Here is a 17081-nt window from a genome sequence, read left to right on the forward strand (position 1 = left end):
ATCATTTCCTCTTGGCTGTTATTTTTAAACGCAGGATCACGGATGTGGCAGATTAGAAAAATTGTAGGACACCTGGATGACTCTATGCAACGAAGTTTGTCTAATTCGTCTCACCAATTAGTTGCTGTTGGCGCATTAGCGTTTATTGGATTTCCTTTGTTTTATTTGATTTGGACTTATTGGTTTCCTCAAACCTATGAAAACTTGCAATTACGTCTTTTTGGCAGTCTTTTAGGATTAGGATTAATGGTCACCCCCTATTGGCCAATTAAATATAAAAAATACTTATCCTTGTACTGGTTTTTAGCTGTTCTTTTTTGCCTCTCTTTCTTTTTTACATTTATGTTTTTAATGAGTCAAGCCAGTGTAATATCGGCGATGTCCTTATTATGTGCCGTATTTTTTTTAGTATTAATACTGGATTTACTAAGTTTATCTATAATTTTAGTTCTAGGATTTAGTCTCGCTTTGATAGGTTATTATTTATGTTCTCCTCATATCTATTTAGGGGAAGAACATATAGAAATGGCATTGATTATCCTCTTCACTATTGTTGTTGGTTCTACATTGAATTATAAAACAGCCATGTTACAGCAACAGAAGCTGGCAGGAATGGCGGCTGCGGCGGGGATGATTGCTCATGAGTTGCGTACTCCCTTATTAGGAATTAAAAGTGGAGCTCAGGCACTGGTACGCTATTTACCTGCGCTGACTGAGGGATATCAATTAGCTAAAGAGAGTGAATTAATTACTGCACCGCTAAGGGGAAGGCGATTGCAACAACTTGAAGGAGTCAGTAGTCGTATTATCAGCGAAATTAATTATGCTAACACCATAATTGATATGTTATTAGTTAAAGCGGGTAGGGAAAACTCTCTCCATAATTGCGTTGTAGAAATTTGCTCTATAGAGGAGTGTTTAACTGAAGCAATAGCCCGTTATCCATTTCAATCACCTAAAGAACGAGCCTTAATAACCTGGTCAGGTGACTTTCAATTTAAAGGCTCAAAATTGTTAATGCAGCATGTCCTATTTAATTTAATTAAAAACGCATTATATGTTATTGCTACAACCCAACGTGGAGAAATAAATATTTGGACTACTTTAGGAGATAAATTCAATTACTTATATTTCAAGGATACAGCGAAAGGGATGACTAACCAGCAATTATCACAATTATTTAATCATTTTTATACGACCAATTTCTTAGGAACAGGTATCGGTTTATCATTTTGTAAATTAGTAATGCATAGTTTTGGGGGCAATATTGTTTGTGAGTCGGAGGAAGGAGAATATGCTTTATTTATATTAAGCTTTCCCGTTGATTGGTGACCATGTGGCCTGGTTGCTTGCAACCAAGCTACATGTTGATGCTCTATGTGAATGGCTACTTGAGGGCGTATTGCTAAGCTCTTAACGAGAGAGCAATAAAAATATAGGTCCATCCGGTAACTATCATTTCAATAGCAATAAATAATCCAATAACCCATAACCCACTAATTGGCCATTGAATTAAGATCAGTATGCCAAGGATAATAGCGGTAATTCCTGCTAGTAGTAGCCAAATCCAGCCTGTCGAGTCTTTTAAGGCAAATGCCATGATAATTCGGGTAACGCCAATAACAATTAAGAGACCGGCTAAGATTGCAGTAATTAATGTGGATGCTAAGAATGGATCGTAAAAGATGATGCTGCCAGCAACAATATATAAAATAGCGATTAAAGACTGCCAGATAATTCCTTTCCAGTCTCTATGTTTAAAAACATCAACAATATGAGTAATGCCAGCAATAATTAATAAAGCGGAGAAAAAAATCATACTTACCAGAGTAAGCCCAACAACCATTCCTAAACCAATGCATCCTAAAATGAGGAATAGTATCCCAAAGCCTAATATCCAACCCCAGTTGCGTTTTAATTCCCGTAGATCAGACTTGGACACTTCTTGCGTCTTGGCCATATAATATCCTTATTGATTGGTTGTAGATAGGGCTAACTCAGTTACTCTAATATAGACTATTTTTCAATGAGTTGTCGACTACTCGGGAACCTCTGAGCTAATTCTCTTTGTTCATTTGTTTGTTCGAGCTGACTAAATCATTTGGCTAATGAGGGCAATCATGATATTTTATCACCAGGTCTAATGGACATTGGAACGTTAAGCTCAGGAGGAGCTATGCAACATTTCTCTATACCTACCTGTTACTTTCCAAGCACTGCGGTTTTTGTGGATGATAGCCGTGATTTTCTATTGAATTTTGTGCTGCAGTTGGATGAAGGATTAGCTTATCGCGTGTTTGATTCTCCTTTTGAGGCGCTTGATTGCATTCATAAGAAGCGCTGCGAACTCGAGTCATTAAGTCGACGCTGTATTAGCGAGTATACCGAGGCTAAAAATTGTCCGTTGACTAATCATACGATTAATTTGGATTTAGCCGCTATCCATGCAGAGGTTTATAATCCCATACGTTTTTCTGAAGTTTCTGTGGTCGTTGTGGATTATGCTATGCCAGGCATGGATGGGTTGGAGTTTTGCCGGCGTATAGAAAATACTCACATCAAAAAAATATTACTCACTGGTCAAGCAGACGAAAAACTGGCAATTGAGGCCTTTAATGAAGGGCTAATTCATCGTTATATAAAAAAAAGTGACCCAGATGTAGCTAATTTGATAACCAAAAGTATTCATGATTTACAGCGGCTCTATTTTCAAGGGATGTCTGACATGATAGTACGTATGTTATCTGTCACTTCTCCAAGTTGTTTACATGATAAAAAATTTGCCGAGCTTTTTTGGGAAATATGCCGTAATAAAGGCATAATAGAGTTTTATCTTGCTGATAACTCAGGAAGTTTTTTAATGTTAGATGATGATGCGAATGTCAGTTTCTTAATTGTTAAAAATGAAGAGGATATGCGCTTGCATTATGATTTGGCTTTAGATAATGGAGCAAGTGAGGAAGTGCTTGACCAACTGCTTAATGGTGAAAAAATTCCTTGTTTTTGGCAATTGAATTCAGCAACGCCTCAGTGGAATGAGTGGGCCAATTGCTTAGTGGCAGCACATAAGTTCGTTTCAGATGAAACTTATTATTATGCTTACGTCCAAGGGGCAGTACTGTTTGATGTTCATTTACATAAAATTTTGTCTTACCATCAGCATTTAGAACAGTTGGATGCTGAAGAACTATTTATCGGTTAATTATTTTAGAATTTATTAAAATCTTAATGAAGCAATAAGTCGGGCTATGAGCTTGATTTACGGTAGGGCTTAACGATTACATTGATATGCTTGAATCAACGATTGATGTAACAATCGCCTACTCTTTTTTTAAAAAGAGATATTCTGGATACTGTTTTGCTAAGCGAGCTAAGCAATCAATTACTCTATCTAGATCACTTTGAGTATGGTTTGCGCTTATTGATAATCGTATCAACGTTTTATTTTTAGGCGTCGCAGGAGAGCAGAATACCGCGCCAAAGACGTCTTCTTGTTCCAATTTATCTCTTAACCAAATAATATTTTCTTCCGTACCAGCCATTATTGGAATGATTTGTGATGCGCTATTACATAAATCAAATCCTTGATCTAATAGGGTATTCCTCAAATAATTAGCATTATCATGCAATTGTTTTCGCCGCCATTCCTCATTCGCAATAATATGCAGAGAAGAGGAAAATCCGGCCAAATCATGAGGTTGTATGGCTGAGCTGAAAATAGAGGGTAAGGAGGAATAACGAACTAGTTCTACGAGTTCTTTTTTTCCTGCAATAAGACCACCTCTGCCAGAAAAGGCTTTAGCTAAACTGGCGGTAATGATGTCCACTTGCTCTGATAGACCTAATTGTGCAACTAAACCACTGCCATTAGGACCATGAGTTCCCAACGAATGAGACTCGTCCACTATGAGCAGGCAGTTGTATTCTTGAGCTAGCGCTACATATTCTTGAATTGGGCTAACTGTACCAAGAGTGCTGTAGACTGAGTCGACAGCAATAATCCCTGAACCATGGCGTTCTAATTTTTTTTGCAGAGAATTTAATGAGTTATGCTGAAATGGAACGGCCTGGGCTCCTGCTGCCTTAACGCCAGACCAAAAAGACATATGAGTATAAAAATCTAAGTAGACTGGCACTCGAGGTTGAGCTAAAGACTGAATCAAGCCCATATTGGCACACCAACCTGATTGAGTCAAAACGCTGGATGGGAGTTTGAGAAATTGGCTGAATTGACGCTCGCACTTCTCAAATAACACGCTGTGATTATTTAAAAATACGACAGACTGCATTTGACCATTACCAAATTCTTGCATTGCAGCTATCTGAGATTCAATCAACAGGGGATGTTTACTGATGTTTAAATAATCATTGCTTGAAAAAACAAGCGATTCTGACGTGGGCGTTTTTCCTTGAAGGATATGCTCTCCATGCCAAGTCTTTTTTATTCGCTCTTCAAAATATTGCTCTAGCGCTTTATTGATAAAATTAGGATAATGCTCCACTTTTAGTGTGCTAATGGGATTTTCAAATAGAGAATCCTTGGCGTTGTTATTATTTTGAATGACCATTGATAACCTAACTTTTTTTCCATTGCATACAGTGTAGCATAACTGTTTTTTATTTATTCTTGGGTTTTTTAATCTTCTTAACGAATTCAGCTAAAAAGGATCATTCGATTTTATTTTTTGTACAGGGATGTGCGCAAGTACTCTCTATAGTTTTATTTTTATAGAATTAATTACGAATAGCCTAGGCCTATTAAAATCATACTGGAAAAAAACATTACTTGTCGGTATGATTTTGACATTGTTTTAGGGGGAGATGTTTGAGTATGCGGTTGAGTATGGCGATATGTTTAGTTTTTTCTTCTTTTTCTCTCTATGCAATTGACGATACAGAGTTAAACGAAATACAACAGAGAATTCAACCTATAGGACAAGTGCATGTTCAAGCAGAAAATGACATTTCACCTCAAATGAAGGTTGACAATAAAGCGGTTGTAGAAGTAAAAAAAGAAGTTGGCAAGGAAGTATATGAAAAGCATTGCATTGTTTGCCATCGTGATGGATTAGCTGGGGCGCCCAAAGTGCAAGATGAAAAAGATTGGAAGCCTCGATTGGCTGGGAGAACAATTCAGGATTTAGTTGCTTCTTCTATTAACGGATTAAACGCTATGCCTGCTAAAGGTACCTGTATTGAGTGTACTGATCAGGATCTTAAGGCGGCAATACAATACATGTTACCTAAATCATGAATAAACTTACCTATAAAAGAATCCAACTGTTTTTGGTATTCGCCACCGTTTTTGTATTATTTGCTTCTTTATATTTTCAATATTATCTAGGGCTGCATCCCTGTCCCTTATGCATTATGCAACGACTTTGTGTATTTCTATTATTGGGGGTGTTGGGACTTAGCCTAAATACCTTGAGAAAGGCTCATTTTGTTTGTTTATTACAAATATTAATTTCTTGTGCCGGCTTATATTTTGCAGCACGACAGTTATGGCTGCAATCATTACCTGCAGGAAAAGCCCCTGCCTGTATGCCCGGTCTGGATGTTTTGATTCGTTATTTTCCGTGGACTGATGTGGCCCGAGCTCTTTTTTTGGGAGCCGGTGACTGTGCTGAAGTGGTTTGGTCCATGTTTGGCGTTTCTATGGCGGGTTGGTCGGCATTGTATTTTCTTTTCATGGCCGTTATGAGTTTATTTCTATTTATTCGTACGCGAACGCTTTATTCGTAATCTATAGCTAGCACTCTATTCCCTGTTGTAAGCAACCGGGAATAGAGTGCTTTAACAAGGTATCATGCACCAACACTGATGCTTTGGCAGACAACCTCTAATTCTTTTGTTATTTTTTCTGAGTTTGTTTGAGTGTTAAATAATCCCCATCGACCTGTTGCTAAATTAATCAAGCCTAGGGTGCTTATTGAGATCAGTATGCTTGCTATATCCGCCAAAACTTGTTTCCAGCCACGATGCTTAGCTAAGACAGGTAACTCATCTGCAATGGCCTGCAGACAAGTGGTTTTAAAATTATCTACACTGACCTGTTGCGGTTTATCAGAGTTTAAAAACTCTTTCTGAGCCCTACTTAGCTTAGTGTAAAGTGAACGAGCAGCTTTTGCCGCATCTTGGTAATTTTCTTTTTCTTCGGCTTGTTGCTCCATTATAATCGTCATATTTTCTATAACTGATAAATGTTCTGCAAAGCGAGTTTCGTCTATAATTTTTGCAGCCGCCTCTCGGGAGGCAATCTTATTTTTGGTGCGTTGAGTTTCTTCTCTGATTATCTGTCTTTTATTCGCCAGCACAGAGGATAGAACTGGAGGTAAGCTTGTTAGGCCGAGAACAGTTCGTGCTTCTTCTAAATCATCTTTATTGATTACTTTATTTTCAAGCTGGAAAGTGAGCGTTTTACTGATCCTATCTATTTCCTGAATAGTTTTTGCTTGCGCTAGGGAAGTGATAGGGAAATTGCTAATTTCTTGTTCATAGCGTTGTATTATTCTTTCCGCAAGCTCTTGGGCATCGACTAGTTGCTCGGCAGCAGAACGTATGGCTTGGATTTTATGAGCAAGCGCTATTTTGATGCTAGGTGCCGTTCCATTGATGCCTAAGGTTTGTTGTGCTTGAATCAAGTCCACTTTATTTTTTATTAAGTGTTCAACTTGTCGAATAAGGTTTCCGCTATGCGCGTCAATGAGCTCTTGATTCGCGATGTTACTCAGATCAAACGAGAATGAAGTGATTTGCTTCACATAGTTTGCTATGACCGTTTCAGCGTCATCGAGGTTTTGGATCTGAGCTCTGGCTGCTTGATGTATCGATTGCCTTTTGCTTTCAATAGCCTTAGTAATTTCCGATTGATTTATTATACCCAAGGCATGCAGAGCGTGACCTAATTCGCTATTTTCACTGGTTAATTGCTCAAGTTGGTTTAAAAGATCCTGAGAATGTCGCTCTACAGATGCTGACGAGGTTATATGACTAAAGGTTACCTCAAAAGAGTTTATTTTTTCCTTGCATTGAGCAACTATGGCTCGAGCCTGCTCTTTTTCTTCGTCTCGACTAATAGTCGATAGTTGTTGCTGTGCTGCTAGAATGAGTCTTTGCTTTTTGTCTTCAAGCGCTCGGGTAATTCTAGGATGTTGGGCTTTTTGCGCTAAAGCTTGTGATGCATGCGTTAACTCATCATTGTTGTTAATCAGGTCGTCAAGCTGCCTCATCAGTTCCTGCGAGTGTGTCTCTACAGCTTCACGAGTAGTGGTTTTACTAAATGATATTGCAAACGAGTTAATCTGTTGCTCGTGATTCATAATTATACGCAGAGCTTCGTTTTTTTCTTGCTCAAACGCTTGTTTTAATTGTTGGTCTCTTTCCTGTTCTAAATTAAGGAGTTGTCGTTCTGCCCCTTGTTCTATTAGGCACTTTTTACCCTCAAGAGCGCTAGTAATCTGAGGATGTTGACCCACTATACTTAAAGTGCGCAGTGCCTGCGCTAAATCATCTTTGTCTGTAGTCAGTTGCTCTAATTCATGGATCAGTTTTTTATATTGAATTTCTACTGCATTAACTGTAGGGGCATTAATAAATGTTACATCAAAAGAGTTAATTTTCTGTATGAAATAGGTGATGACAAGATTGGCATGTTCTTGTTTTTGATTCAGAGTGTGTAGTTGTTGCTCGGTTGCTTTATGTATCTCTTGCATTTTTGCATCAAGAGCCATAGTAATCTGGTTCTGCTGATCTGGTATGCCCAAGGTATGTCTTGCCTGGATTAGATCATCTTTACCTGTCGTTAACCGATGGAGTTGATTCGTGAGTTCTTGAGCGTGGACTCTTACTGCTTCAATAGTAGTGATATTAATAAATGTAATGTCAAACGCATTGATTTGTCGTAGATAATTGTCAATTAATTGATGCGCTTGCTCTTTCTCTTGATTCTCTTTAAGAATGAGGAGTTGCTCAGCTCCGTTGTCTTCGATTAGCTTTTTCTTTCTTAGAAGGGCTTGAGTGAGCAGATAATTGTGCTGGAAGCTACCATCCAAGGTCTGTAGCGCTAGTCTCAATTCGCTATTTGTTGTTAGTTGCTCTGTTTGAGCAATAAGTTTTGCGCAATGCATCTTTACTGCTTCAGCAGAGCTTACATGGGCAAATGTTATTGGGAGTAAATTGATTTGCCGTATGTATTTTTCAACCACCAATTCTGCTTGCTCTTTTAGAGTATGTAATTGCTGTGCGGCTGCCTCGTGTATTTCTTTCATTTTTGTTTCACAGGCTGTAGTAATCTGAACTGAGTGGTCTATGCTGCCTACGGTATGGAGTGCTTGAACTAAGTTTGGTTGCTCTTTGATTCGAACAAGCTGCTCCGTGAGTTTTTTACGGTGTAGTTCTATAGCTTCAGCGGTAGTGGCTTCACGGAACGAGACTTCGAGTGAATGGATTTGCTGCAGGCAACCTGAGATAACCTGGTGAGCTTGTTTTTGCTCGTGGTTTTCTTCAAGAATACGTAGCTGCTTGTCTGCAGCCTCTTGGATTAATTGTTGCTTTTTTAGAAGAGCTTGAGCAATTAAATGGTGTTGGTTTAAACTACCTAAGGTCTGTAGTGCTTGGTTTAACTCGCTATTTGTTGTTAGTTGTTCTACTTCTGCAATAAGTTTTTTGCAATGTATCTCTACTGCTTCAGCAGAGCCTACATGGGCAAATGTTATTGGGAATAAATTGATTTGTTGCCTGTATTTTTCAATCACCAATTCTGCTTGCGTTTTTAGAGAGTGTAATTGTTGTTCAGCCGCTTGATGTATGAGTTTTATTTTGCTTTGCAGTGCTTTATCAACGCGAGACTCTCGGTCTATTATGCCCAAATGATTTAGTGTTTGAATGAAATCTTGTTGTTCTTTAGTTAGTTGCTCAATAAGTTTTTTACGATGAGCATCCACCGCTTTAGCTGTAGTTATATCAATGAATGATATTTGGAGTGAGTTAGTTTGTTGTTCATAGCGGGTGATCAGATGTTTTGCCTTTTGGTGTTTTTCTAAAGTAAGGCGTTTTTGCTCCGCAGCTTCTTGTATCTCTTTTATTTTTGTCTCATAGGCTGTAGTAATCTGAAGAGATTGGTCTATGCCTACGGTACTGAGTGCTTGAACTAAGCTTGATTGCTCTTTGATTTGAACAAGTTGCTCCCTGAGGTTTTTACGGTGTAGTTCTATAGCTTCAGCGGTAGTGGCTTCACGGAACGAGACTTCGAGTGAATGGATTTGCTGCAGGCAACCTGAGATAATTTGGTGAGCCTGTTTTTGCTCGTGATTTTCTTCAAGAATACGTAGCTGCTTGTCTGCACCCTCTTGGATTAATTGTTGCTTTTTTAGAAGAGCTTGAGCAATTAAATGGTGTTGGCTTAAACCACCCAAGGTTTGTAGCGCTTGGCTTAACTCACTATTTGTTGTTAGTCGTTTCATTTGAATGAGCAATTCATCACGACGTATTGTCACCTGTTCAGCGGAGGTTATATTAATAAACGAGACAGGAGATAGGTCAATTTGTTGCACCACAGTTCTTATTGTTTCTTGGGCTTTTGTAATAACTAAGCATCGTTGTTCTGCCTCTTGATTAATTAAATCAGTTTTTCTTTTGATCTCCTGAATAATAAGAGGATGTTGTTCAGTGATACCTAAGATTTGCAATGCTTTATTTAAGTCGGTTTTATTTTGAGCAATTAATTCTATCTCGGTGATGAGCGTAGCGCGTTGTAATTCGATATTCTCAACGCTTGTTCCATTATTAGGCCTTATTTTAAAAGAGTTTATTTTTTCTACATAATGTTGGACTACTTGGTTTTGCAGTAATAATTCCTGTTCTGATGGAGCTTGCTCTGACTTTTGCATCGATAAAAACCATGTTTTAAACTCTGTCGTTTCTTCTAACTCAATCTGTCTCTTTAATTGTTGGAACGACATTCCAAAAAGGTGTTTTTTAGTCGCAATAGTAAATAATGTGTTTGTCAGCTCAGGATTTCGTTCACTTAGTTTTTTTAGACCTTCAAAAAAGTGGCGAGAATTGGGGACAGTGGTTGTGGCAATGACTTTATCCAGAAGTGCTTCATCTACTAAGGCTTCATGATTTTTTTCAATATATTCCTGTGCGGAGGGTAAAATAGGATAGGTGTCTATTACTTTGGCTATTGCAAAAGCTAGAAATGATTCGGGCTTTAAAAATACTTTGACGGTATCCTCTGTGACTACTTGCTTCTTCACTAACATTTGTAATCCGACATGCCGAGTCGGCAGGATTGTTGGATTAGGAACATTAAAGAAATAGTTAAGCAGGCCTGCTGTTACGAATTGCTCCGCTTCAGCCCTATTATTTGCTCCTTTAAATTCTCTTGCCTTATGAGTGATTGCCGCATTGATAACTAACAGGGAAAAATCTTGGCTCGTAGCGATTGGGTGTAGTGGATGATCATTATGGTCTTTTGCTATCCTTATTTCTTCTACAAATGCAAGAATTGACTTCATATCTTCTTTAGCATTTTCCTCTTGTAATAAGAGTTGGATTAATTCAATGTGAGGAACTTGGGTTATTACCCTCACAATAAATTGTTCTTTATTACCGCCAGCGTCTAACATACAACGCATTATGGTTTTTTGATCCGTGATAGGTACGATATTAAAAAGTGCATGCAGGTAAGGGGTTCTTTTATGCAAATTAATGCACAATTCAATATTTTTGGAGTTTAATAATAGTCCCTTTTCTTGCATTGTCGTAAAAAGAGCCAACAACGCCGTATTAGCAAATACATATCTCCCTATATCTTCCGAGCATTGGAGTAAGATGCGAGTTAGTTCGTACTGATGCTTATTGGTACTGTAGGTGCAAAATCGATAATTGCGTTTTTTTATATCTTCTAAAGTATAAGACTCTGTTATTTGGTTATTCCATGGATTTCTTAAAACAAATGTATAACTCGAGGGAGGGTTAGGGGTTATGCTTTCTATTCTTAAGGCATGACGACCATGATATTGACCGAAGATATCTCGTTCACCATAGGACATGCTTATATAAACAGGTAATTGCGGATTAATAGCTTTTAGCTTGATAATTTGATCAATATCTTTAGTATCATAAGCATCAATCCCTAATAATTTTCCAACAAACGCCGTGGATGTATCACTATGCCTTAGCTTGGTATTATGAGCAAAAACGCTGGCCAACATTACATCATTATTCCAATCTGCTACATAATAATAAGAACTAAGGCGTTCTAAAATTTTTACTGCGAGTGAATTCGACTGTACGCCAACCGTTGTCTTATCAATTTCTTGTAATCTAACCGTGCTGATTGTAAAAACATCTTCATCTGTATTGGTATCATGAAAATAGCCGTATTTTCCTTCCATCTTTTCGGGCTTAAGAAAGGCACTTTGATTGGTTCGTTTAATTCGTACAGTGACGCCATCTTTAGTTTCGGTAAATAGGGATTTTATCAAGTCACGCCCTTCACTCCCTAAATTAAAAACACAATCTAAAGCTGCTAAAAGGTAACAATCTCCAGCTTTGCCTTGGTTTAACGTTATAGATGTATTGTCGTTTGGGAATAAAGGGGTCATATTGATTCCATTTACACAGTTCGATTTAAATATATTCATCATAATACCTTAAAATGATTATGGTTTCCTTAAGGACAAGGGAGTTAAGATTGATTCTTTAGTAATTAGCGCAATGTTTTCAAACGATTTTTTCCAAGTTAATTATGCTAAGTAAGGCTCATTTTCGTGGGGAAATCGGTATAATCAGTAAGGTATAGAGTTCCCTGTGAAACTTTTTGAACCGAACTCTAGCTCTGGCAATCTCAATGCGATTTAGTTATCATGGGCCTTTTTTTGAGTTGTTTTTCTATTAATGAAATCCTTTTCTTGCGAAGTGCTTTATAGGCATTCAGGTACTAACGCCCGTGTAACTCGTGTCACAACTTCCCATGGTGAATTTATTACTCCAGTCTTCATGCCTGTTGGTACTCGAGCAGGGGTGAATAATATGACGCCAACGGAACTTCAAGCTGCTGGGAGTCAGATCATTTTAGGCGGTAACACCTACCATATGTTATGTGCGCCAGGGATGTCTGTTATTGAAAAGGCAGGGGGTATGCATCATTTTATGGGATGGCATGGCCCTATGCTAACTGATAGTGGTGGGTTTCAAGTATTTAGTTTGTCTAAGAATAAAGAGATTTGTACCATAGATGAGGAAGGTGCTCATTTTAAATTACCTGGCAATCAACGTTTGATTCATATGACTCCTGAAATGTCGCTTGAGACACAGAAAATCATTGGCGCTGATATCATTATGGCCTTTGATCAATGTACTCCTGATAGTTGTACCAAAGATGAGGTCAGGTTGATTATGACCAGAACGCATCGATGGTTGAAGCAATCCGTAGCCTATCATCAACAACATCCTAATTCCCGCTACGACTATCCTCAGGCACTATTTGGGATAGTACAAGGCGGCGTTTTTGAAGACTTGCGTCGAGAAAGTGCTGATTTTGTCTCTTCTATGGATACCGACGGTATTGCTATAGGTGGTGAGACTATAGGATTTGACATGGACACTACAGTAGAGGTGATCCGTTGGGTTAGAGATTATTTACCCGAATATAAGCCACGCTATACTATGGGCGTTGGAATGTCTCCTCAAGATCTTTTAGACGTAGTGGCTGAAGGAATTGATATGTTTGATTGTGTTGCTCCGACTCGCAACGCGCGACATGGGGCTTTGTACTGTGGAGAGCTTGTTACTGATGGGAGCTGGTTGCGTTTTGCCAGCGAGTATGACAATGAGCGAATTCAAATAAAAAAATCGTGTTTTGCCAATGATCTATCTCCCGTGATGAAGACTTGCCGTTGTTATACTTGTCTTAATTATTCACGAGCTTGTTTGCATCATTTATCGAAACAAAAAGCGAATTTATTTACTGCTCTTGCAAGCATCCATAACGTCCACGTATTGCATGATGTTTGTGCTAAAATGCGCGACTTAATAATGAGTTCTTAACAAATTAATATGGGTCAATTTGCCACTAACTTGGGTAAACGAGATGAGTTGAGTACCGCATGTAGTATAGACATTAGCATGCGTTTATAGGGGCCAAAGCATTACATCCAGTAATCCATAATGGTCAAAATGATGGCCGAACCTCAAAAGATAATAGGAGAAATGATGGTTATAATTAGTACATCTAAAGGTGATATTCACATAAAATTAGATGAAGAAAACACGCCAGTAACAGCTGAAAACTTTCTAAATTATGTTCGCAGCGGTTTTTATAATGATACGATTTTTCATCGAGTGATTGATGGTTTTATGATTCAAGGGGGCGGGTTAACTGCTAATATGGAACAAAAAACAACACAAGCCTCCATCCGCAATGAAGCAAAACAAGGGAAATCTAACAAGCGCGGTACCATAGCGATGGCGAGGACCATGGATCCTCATTCAGCGACCGCTCAATTTTTCATTAATGTTGCTGATAATGGTTTTCTTAATTATAGTAACGATACTCTTCAAGGCTTTGGATATTGTGTCTTTGGTGAAGTAATAGAGGGCATGGACATCGTTGATGCGATTGCCAAGGTGAAAACGGGCCAACGGATGGGGCATGGTGATGTCCCTGTTGAAGAAATTAGTATTATTGAAGCTAAAGAAGCATAAATGATGAAGCAGCTCTTGCATTGGCAGGAGCTGTCAATTCTCAATTGGCTATTTGGTTTTGCGTTTTTTTATGCTTTCTGAATAGTCAAATATAGGTATTTCTATATGGAAGAAAATAGCAAATAATCTTGCTGTAAAAATACTAATTAATGTGATGATAACGTTAATATTTTTGGGAACGTTGAAAAAGGTGAGGATAATGAAAAGGAGGGCGCCTGCTAGAGCAATGACTGCATATAATTCTTTTCTTAATACCAAAGGGATGTCGTTACACAAGATATCACGTAACATGCCACCACAAATACCCGTAATCATTCCACTAATTATCGCTACACTAGCCGACATACCATGAGAGAGAACTTTTTGAGTGCCAATAATGACAAATGTAGACAATCCCAGGGCATCAAGGATTAAAAATATTTTCATAATCCTTACTAAAGAATGAGCGATAAATATAGTTAAAAAGGCGCATAAGGAGGTATATAATAAATACTCAGGATGAGCGACCCAAGTAAGCGGATATGTGTCGAATAAGACATCCCTTACGGCACCGCCGCCTAAAGCTGTAATACATGCGATGAGCATTACGCCAAAAAAATCCATTTTTTTGCGGCCGGCAGCCAAAGCTCCTGTTATAGCTTCGACACAAATGCCCATAATAAAAAGAGAATGGAGTAACATAAGGTTCATTGCTGTTAAAAAAAACAATGATAACACTTTTAAAACAAATGACGAAATACTGTTCTTTGGCTAGAATTTAAATAATAGGTACTATATAAGAAGCCTTCAATGGCAGTGGAGTTAGTTGATGGATATGAATACTGAAAATCAGTCGTACTCATTACTCGATAATATGGATCGCAGTTTACGAGAAAATATTATCAGGTTGGATCAAAAATTAAAAGGCTTACGTGCTGAGATAGAAGCAAAATTGGAGCGTCCTTTTTTATTTGCAGAGGAAAGTCGTGATGAGTCTGTTCAGAAACTATCTGTTATTTCTGAAGAAATTAATGCTGCAATTGCGGGTATAGAGAGCTTAGTTAATTTAGTTTCTTCCCAAGATAAAGCAATTACGAATCAATTTTTGCAAAGTGAAGAAATGCAAAAATTTGGTGAAATGATATCTGAGAATCTAGAAAAGATTGCCGAAATTAAAGCTAATTTTTAATTTATGCTTACCTTATTTCTTCCTCAACCTGATGACACTGAGGTTGTTTAAACATTTTATGGATGCCGACTTTCGTCGGCAATTCGGATAGGGGCAAAGTCGACACGGATGTATGCGGTGCTTGATTAGAAAAAATTTCTCACAACCGGCACTCAAATCTGACCGTTCGAGTAAGCATTAGCGGCTGAGTTATTACGAACGACACATAAAACGCTTAATGGTGTCAAATTAAGAATGCGTAGCCCAGATGGAAGTACGTATAAAAGCTTAAGTTGACTCCATTACCTGAACGGTTCGCTAAATACTGGTTGGTTTTTGATACTGTACAGTAAAAACGGGTCTCTCAAATTCTAACGAGGAAATAGTATATTGATTCTCCTTTTCCCTATAGAGTTTGGTTAGAAATTTAATATTAATCAATACTATGGTTGCTAAAAGGATAATAATGATACTTGGAGAGCTTGGCATTTGCGTTGTTCTTGCTAAATAATCTGAAACTAACGGAGGAAGTCCCGCTGCAAGACTTGCTGCTGTAGAATAGACTATGGACAAAGCGGTACAGCGGATTTGTAAGGGAAACAATTCTGTTAATAAGACTGTAGCGACACTGTAATAGCAAGCACAAGGAATAGAGATCGCTAATTGCATTAAAATAAAATAAGTTGCATTACCATAATTAATCACATGCATAAATGGATAAGCCAGAATCAACAAGCCACTACTGGCAAAAGTTAGCATTTTAAGTCTATCTTGTTTGTCTGAAAGCCAACCAAATAGGGGGATAAGTAAGGTAACAAATAATAAAGACAATGTATTGGAAGCCATAATCAGTGAGCGAGAAATATGAGCATATTGAATGGCATGTAGCGGGATATAGAGATAAAAAAAGAAACCTGTGGTAACTGATAAAAAACTAGAGAAAAATGCAAAATGAAACATAAAGGGATGTTTTTTGACAAAATGTAATGATTGTCTGTAAATATCTAAAGTTGATGGTTTTTCCCTATTAGAATAATAAATAATATAAGCCAGACTTTCAGGCATTTTGGCTCGGATATAAAATCCAATACCAGTCGTTATCAAGGCAAATAAGAACGGAATGCGCCAAAGATTGACATACTCCGGGTGACGATTGGAATAATAACGAACTCCCTCGACTATGATGCATGCGATTAAATAACCTGCTTTTACCCCGACTGAAGACCAGCACCCTCTAAAGCCCCTTTTTTTTTCATCACCACTTTCCACAAGTAATGAAGAGGAGTTTAGAAATTCAGAGCCTAAAGCCATGCTTTGGATAATTCTTAAAGTGAGTAAAAAAGCTGCAGCAAGTAAACCTATGCGGTCATATCCAGGAATGACTCCAATTAAAGAAGTGGATACTCCCATGATAACAATTGATGCCATAAGAACATTTTTGCGGCCGTACAAGTCTGAAAGTAAACCTAAGATGAAAGCACCAATTGGTTTTGCTAAATAGGCGATAAAAATGAGAGATAACATGACGGTAGGTTTGTCTTTATTCACACCCAAAAGGACTTGAGATAATTCAGAAGACAAAAAATAACAAATGGACATATCATAGGCTTCTACGATATTTCCCATAAGCCCGCCTAGTATCGCTTTATTCTGATGTTTCATATTCACCTTGTTTCGAGGACACGTGAGAAGCTAACCTGTCACAATGATTAAATAGAGGGTTTAATATATTGGAACAATATTGTCCTATTTTATAAAAGTCTTCTCGTTTATTAGAGAATAATTCGTGTGTATGTGCACATGATTTGCGGCTTGCCAGAGAGTAAACCACATAATGTTGATCTATTTTTGCTGCAAGAGATAAACCTATTGGAAAAGCGTGTTTGATTTGCTTGAGGTAATAAAGCTCATCGTACCTGTCTTGGTCATATAAAGTTTGCCAATAGGCTTGGCTGCATAGAGTAAACCATAAGGGATTATAGGATTGGTCATAACGCCACAGTGGACTACTGAATAAATTAAATTCCATTGCTGGAGTCGAGGAAAACGTAATTATCTGATTGTTTCCACTGATACGTGTTAAAGCGATATGGTGAATTTCATGTATTCCTAATACATCCCTAAATACAGTGGAGACTTTATTTTTAAAAGCAAAAAGGATTTCTAAAAAGTGTGGGTGCGGTACTAAATCATTACGGCTATTGTCCATGACTTGTTCTTA

Annotated in this window: 13 protein-coding genes; 7 read left to right on the forward strand and 6 right to left on the reverse strand. The window is 37.9% G+C overall.

The window, feature by feature from the left end:
* The first annotated feature begins 42 nt into the window (after positions 1 to 42).
* Positions 43 to 1332, forward strand: a complete 1290-nt coding sequence (locus LFA_RS01440) for a sensor histidine kinase (RefSeq protein WP_045094609.1) — start codon at positions 43 to 45, stop codon at positions 1330 to 1332.
* Positions 1333 to 1405: 73 nt separating this feature from the next.
* Here the strand turns inward: LFA_RS01440 and LFA_RS01445 are convergent, their stop codons facing one another.
* Positions 1406 to 1960: an HdeD family acid-resistance protein gene (locus LFA_RS01445; protein ID WP_045094610.1), complete on the reverse strand. Its 555-nt coding sequence runs from the start codon at positions 1958 to 1960 to the stop codon at positions 1406 to 1408.
* A gap of 216 nt (positions 1961 to 2176) precedes the next feature.
* Between LFA_RS01445 and LFA_RS01450 the strand changes: the two genes are divergently transcribed.
* Positions 2177 to 3202 (forward strand): response regulator, encoded by a 1026-nt coding sequence (locus LFA_RS01450; RefSeq protein WP_045097337.1) that lies wholly within the window; start codon positions 2177 to 2179, stop codon positions 3200 to 3202.
* A gap of 118 nt (positions 3203 to 3320) precedes the next feature.
* On the opposite strand, the gene cqsA is transcribed toward LFA_RS01450, so the two are convergent.
* Positions 3321 to 4568, reverse strand: coding sequence for an alpha-hydroxyketone-type quorum-sensing autoinducer synthase (gene cqsA / locus LFA_RS01455; protein ID WP_065814353.1), 1248 nt, complete (start codon positions 4566 to 4568; stop codon positions 3321 to 3323).
* Positions 4569 to 4831: 263 nt separating this feature from the next.
* Here cqsA and LFA_RS01460 point away from each other — a divergent pair, with 263 nt between their 5' ends.
* Together LFA_RS01460 and LFA_RS01465 are read left to right on the forward strand one after the other, a co-directional pair.
* Positions 4832 to 5254 carry a c-type cytochrome gene (locus LFA_RS01460; protein WP_045094611.1) on the forward strand — a complete coding sequence of 141 codons (423 nt, stop codon included), beginning with the start codon at positions 4832 to 4834 and terminating at the stop codon, positions 5252 to 5254.
* Entirely contained in the window at positions 5251 to 5745 is a 495-nt protein-coding gene (locus LFA_RS01465) for a disulfide bond formation protein B (protein WP_045094612.1), read from the forward strand. Before LFA_RS01460 ends, LFA_RS01465 begins: the two co-directional genes overlap by 4 nt.
* 62 nt (positions 5746 to 5807) lie before the next feature.
* Here the strand turns inward: LFA_RS01465 and LFA_RS01470 are convergent, their stop codons facing one another.
* The gene (locus LFA_RS01470; protein ID WP_052673812.1) at positions 5808 to 11612 is read right to left on the reverse strand and encodes a sbcc family protein; all 5805 of its coding nucleotides are present in this window, start codon (positions 11610 to 11612) and stop codon (positions 5808 to 5810) included.
* A gap of 292 nt (positions 11613 to 11904) precedes the next feature.
* Between LFA_RS01470 and tgt the strand changes: the two genes are divergently transcribed.
* Both tgt and LFA_RS01485 read left to right on the forward strand, forming a co-directional pair.
* Positions 11905 to 13056 carry a tRNA guanosine(34) transglycosylase Tgt gene (tgt, locus tag LFA_RS01480; RefSeq protein WP_045094614.1) on the forward strand — a complete coding sequence of 384 codons (1152 nt, stop codon included), beginning with the start codon at positions 11905 to 11907 and terminating at the stop codon, positions 13054 to 13056.
* A gap of 165 nt (positions 13057 to 13221) precedes the next feature.
* Positions 13222 to 13713, forward strand: coding sequence for a peptidylprolyl isomerase (locus LFA_RS01485; RefSeq protein WP_045097339.1), 492 nt, complete (start codon positions 13222 to 13224; stop codon positions 13711 to 13713).
* A gap of 48 nt (positions 13714 to 13761) precedes the next feature.
* Here the strand turns inward: LFA_RS01485 and LFA_RS01490 are convergent, their stop codons facing one another.
* Positions 13762 to 14394, reverse strand: a complete 633-nt coding sequence (locus LFA_RS01490; RefSeq protein WP_045094615.1) for a trimeric intracellular cation channel family protein — start codon at positions 14392 to 14394, stop codon at positions 13762 to 13764.
* Positions 14395 to 14521: 127 nt separating this feature from the next.
* Between LFA_RS01490 and LFA_RS01495 the strand changes: the two genes are divergently transcribed.
* Positions 14522 to 14881: a hypothetical protein gene (locus tag LFA_RS01495; protein ID WP_045094616.1), complete on the forward strand. Its 360-nt coding sequence runs from the start codon at positions 14522 to 14524 to the stop codon at positions 14879 to 14881.
* A gap of 297 nt (positions 14882 to 15178) precedes the next feature.
* On the opposite strand, the gene LFA_RS01500 is transcribed toward LFA_RS01495, so the two are convergent.
* Together LFA_RS01500 and LFA_RS01505 are read right to left on the reverse strand one after the other, a co-directional pair.
* Positions 15179 to 16522, reverse strand: coding sequence for an MFS transporter (locus LFA_RS01500; protein WP_045094617.1), 1344 nt, complete (start codon positions 16520 to 16522; stop codon positions 15179 to 15181).
* Complete coding sequence (locus LFA_RS01505) at positions 16506 to 17069, reverse strand: hypothetical protein (RefSeq protein ID WP_045094618.1); 564 nt, start codon at positions 17067 to 17069, stop codon at positions 16506 to 16508. The genes LFA_RS01500 and LFA_RS01505 overlap by 17 nt, the downstream gene beginning before the upstream one ends.
* Positions 17070 to 17081 lie beyond the last annotated feature (12 nt).

Origin of the sequence: Legionella fallonii LLAP-10 (genome assembly GCF_000953135.1) — a bacterium.
In the GTDB taxonomy this organism is placed as follows: Bacteria; Pseudomonadota; Gammaproteobacteria; order Legionellales; family Legionellaceae; genus Legionella; species Legionella fallonii.

Excerpts from the sequence above, each read along its gene's own strand:
- LFA_RS01485 (WP_045097339.1), top strand. The coding sequence starts at position 13,222 with ATGGTTATAATTAGTACATCTAAAGGTGATATTCACATAAAATTAGAT.
- LFA_RS01445 (WP_045094610.1), bottom strand. The coding sequence starts at position 1,960 with ATGGCCAAGACGCAAGAAGTGTCCAAGTCTGATCTACGGGAATTAAAA.
- LFA_RS01490 (WP_045094615.1), bottom strand. The coding sequence starts at position 14,394 with ATGTTACTCCATTCTCTTTTTATTATGGGCATTTGTGTCGAAGCTATA.
- cqsA (WP_065814353.1), bottom strand. The coding sequence starts at position 4,568 with ATGGTCATTCAAAATAATAACAACGCCAAGGATTCTCTATTTGAAAAT.
- LFA_RS01460 (WP_045094611.1), top strand. The coding sequence starts at position 4,832 with ATGCGGTTGAGTATGGCGATATGTTTAGTTTTTTCTTCTTTTTCTCTC.
- LFA_RS01470 (WP_052673812.1), bottom strand. The coding sequence starts at position 11,612 with ATGACCCCTTTATTCCCAAACGACAATACATCTATAACGTTAAACCAA.
- tgt (WP_045094614.1), top strand. The coding sequence starts at position 11,905 with ATGAAATCCTTTTCTTGCGAAGTGCTTTATAGGCATTCAGGTACTAAC.
- LFA_RS01465 (WP_045094612.1), top strand. The coding sequence starts at position 5,251 with ATGAATAAACTTACCTATAAAAGAATCCAACTGTTTTTGGTATTCGCC.
- LFA_RS01500 (WP_045094617.1), bottom strand. The coding sequence starts at position 16,522 with ATGAAACATCAGAATAAAGCGATACTAGGCGGGCTTATGGGAAATATC.
- LFA_RS01450 (WP_045097337.1), top strand. The coding sequence starts at position 2,177 with ATGCAACATTTCTCTATACCTACCTGTTACTTTCCAAGCACTGCGGTT.
- LFA_RS01505 (WP_045094618.1), bottom strand. The coding sequence starts at position 17,069 with ATGGACAATAGCCGTAATGATTTAGTACCGCACCCACACTTTTTAGAA.
- LFA_RS01495 (WP_045094616.1), top strand. The coding sequence starts at position 14,522 with ATGGATATGAATACTGAAAATCAGTCGTACTCATTACTCGATAATATG.
- LFA_RS01440 (WP_045094609.1), top strand. The coding sequence starts at position 43 with ATGTGGCAGATTAGAAAAATTGTAGGACACCTGGATGACTCTATGCAA.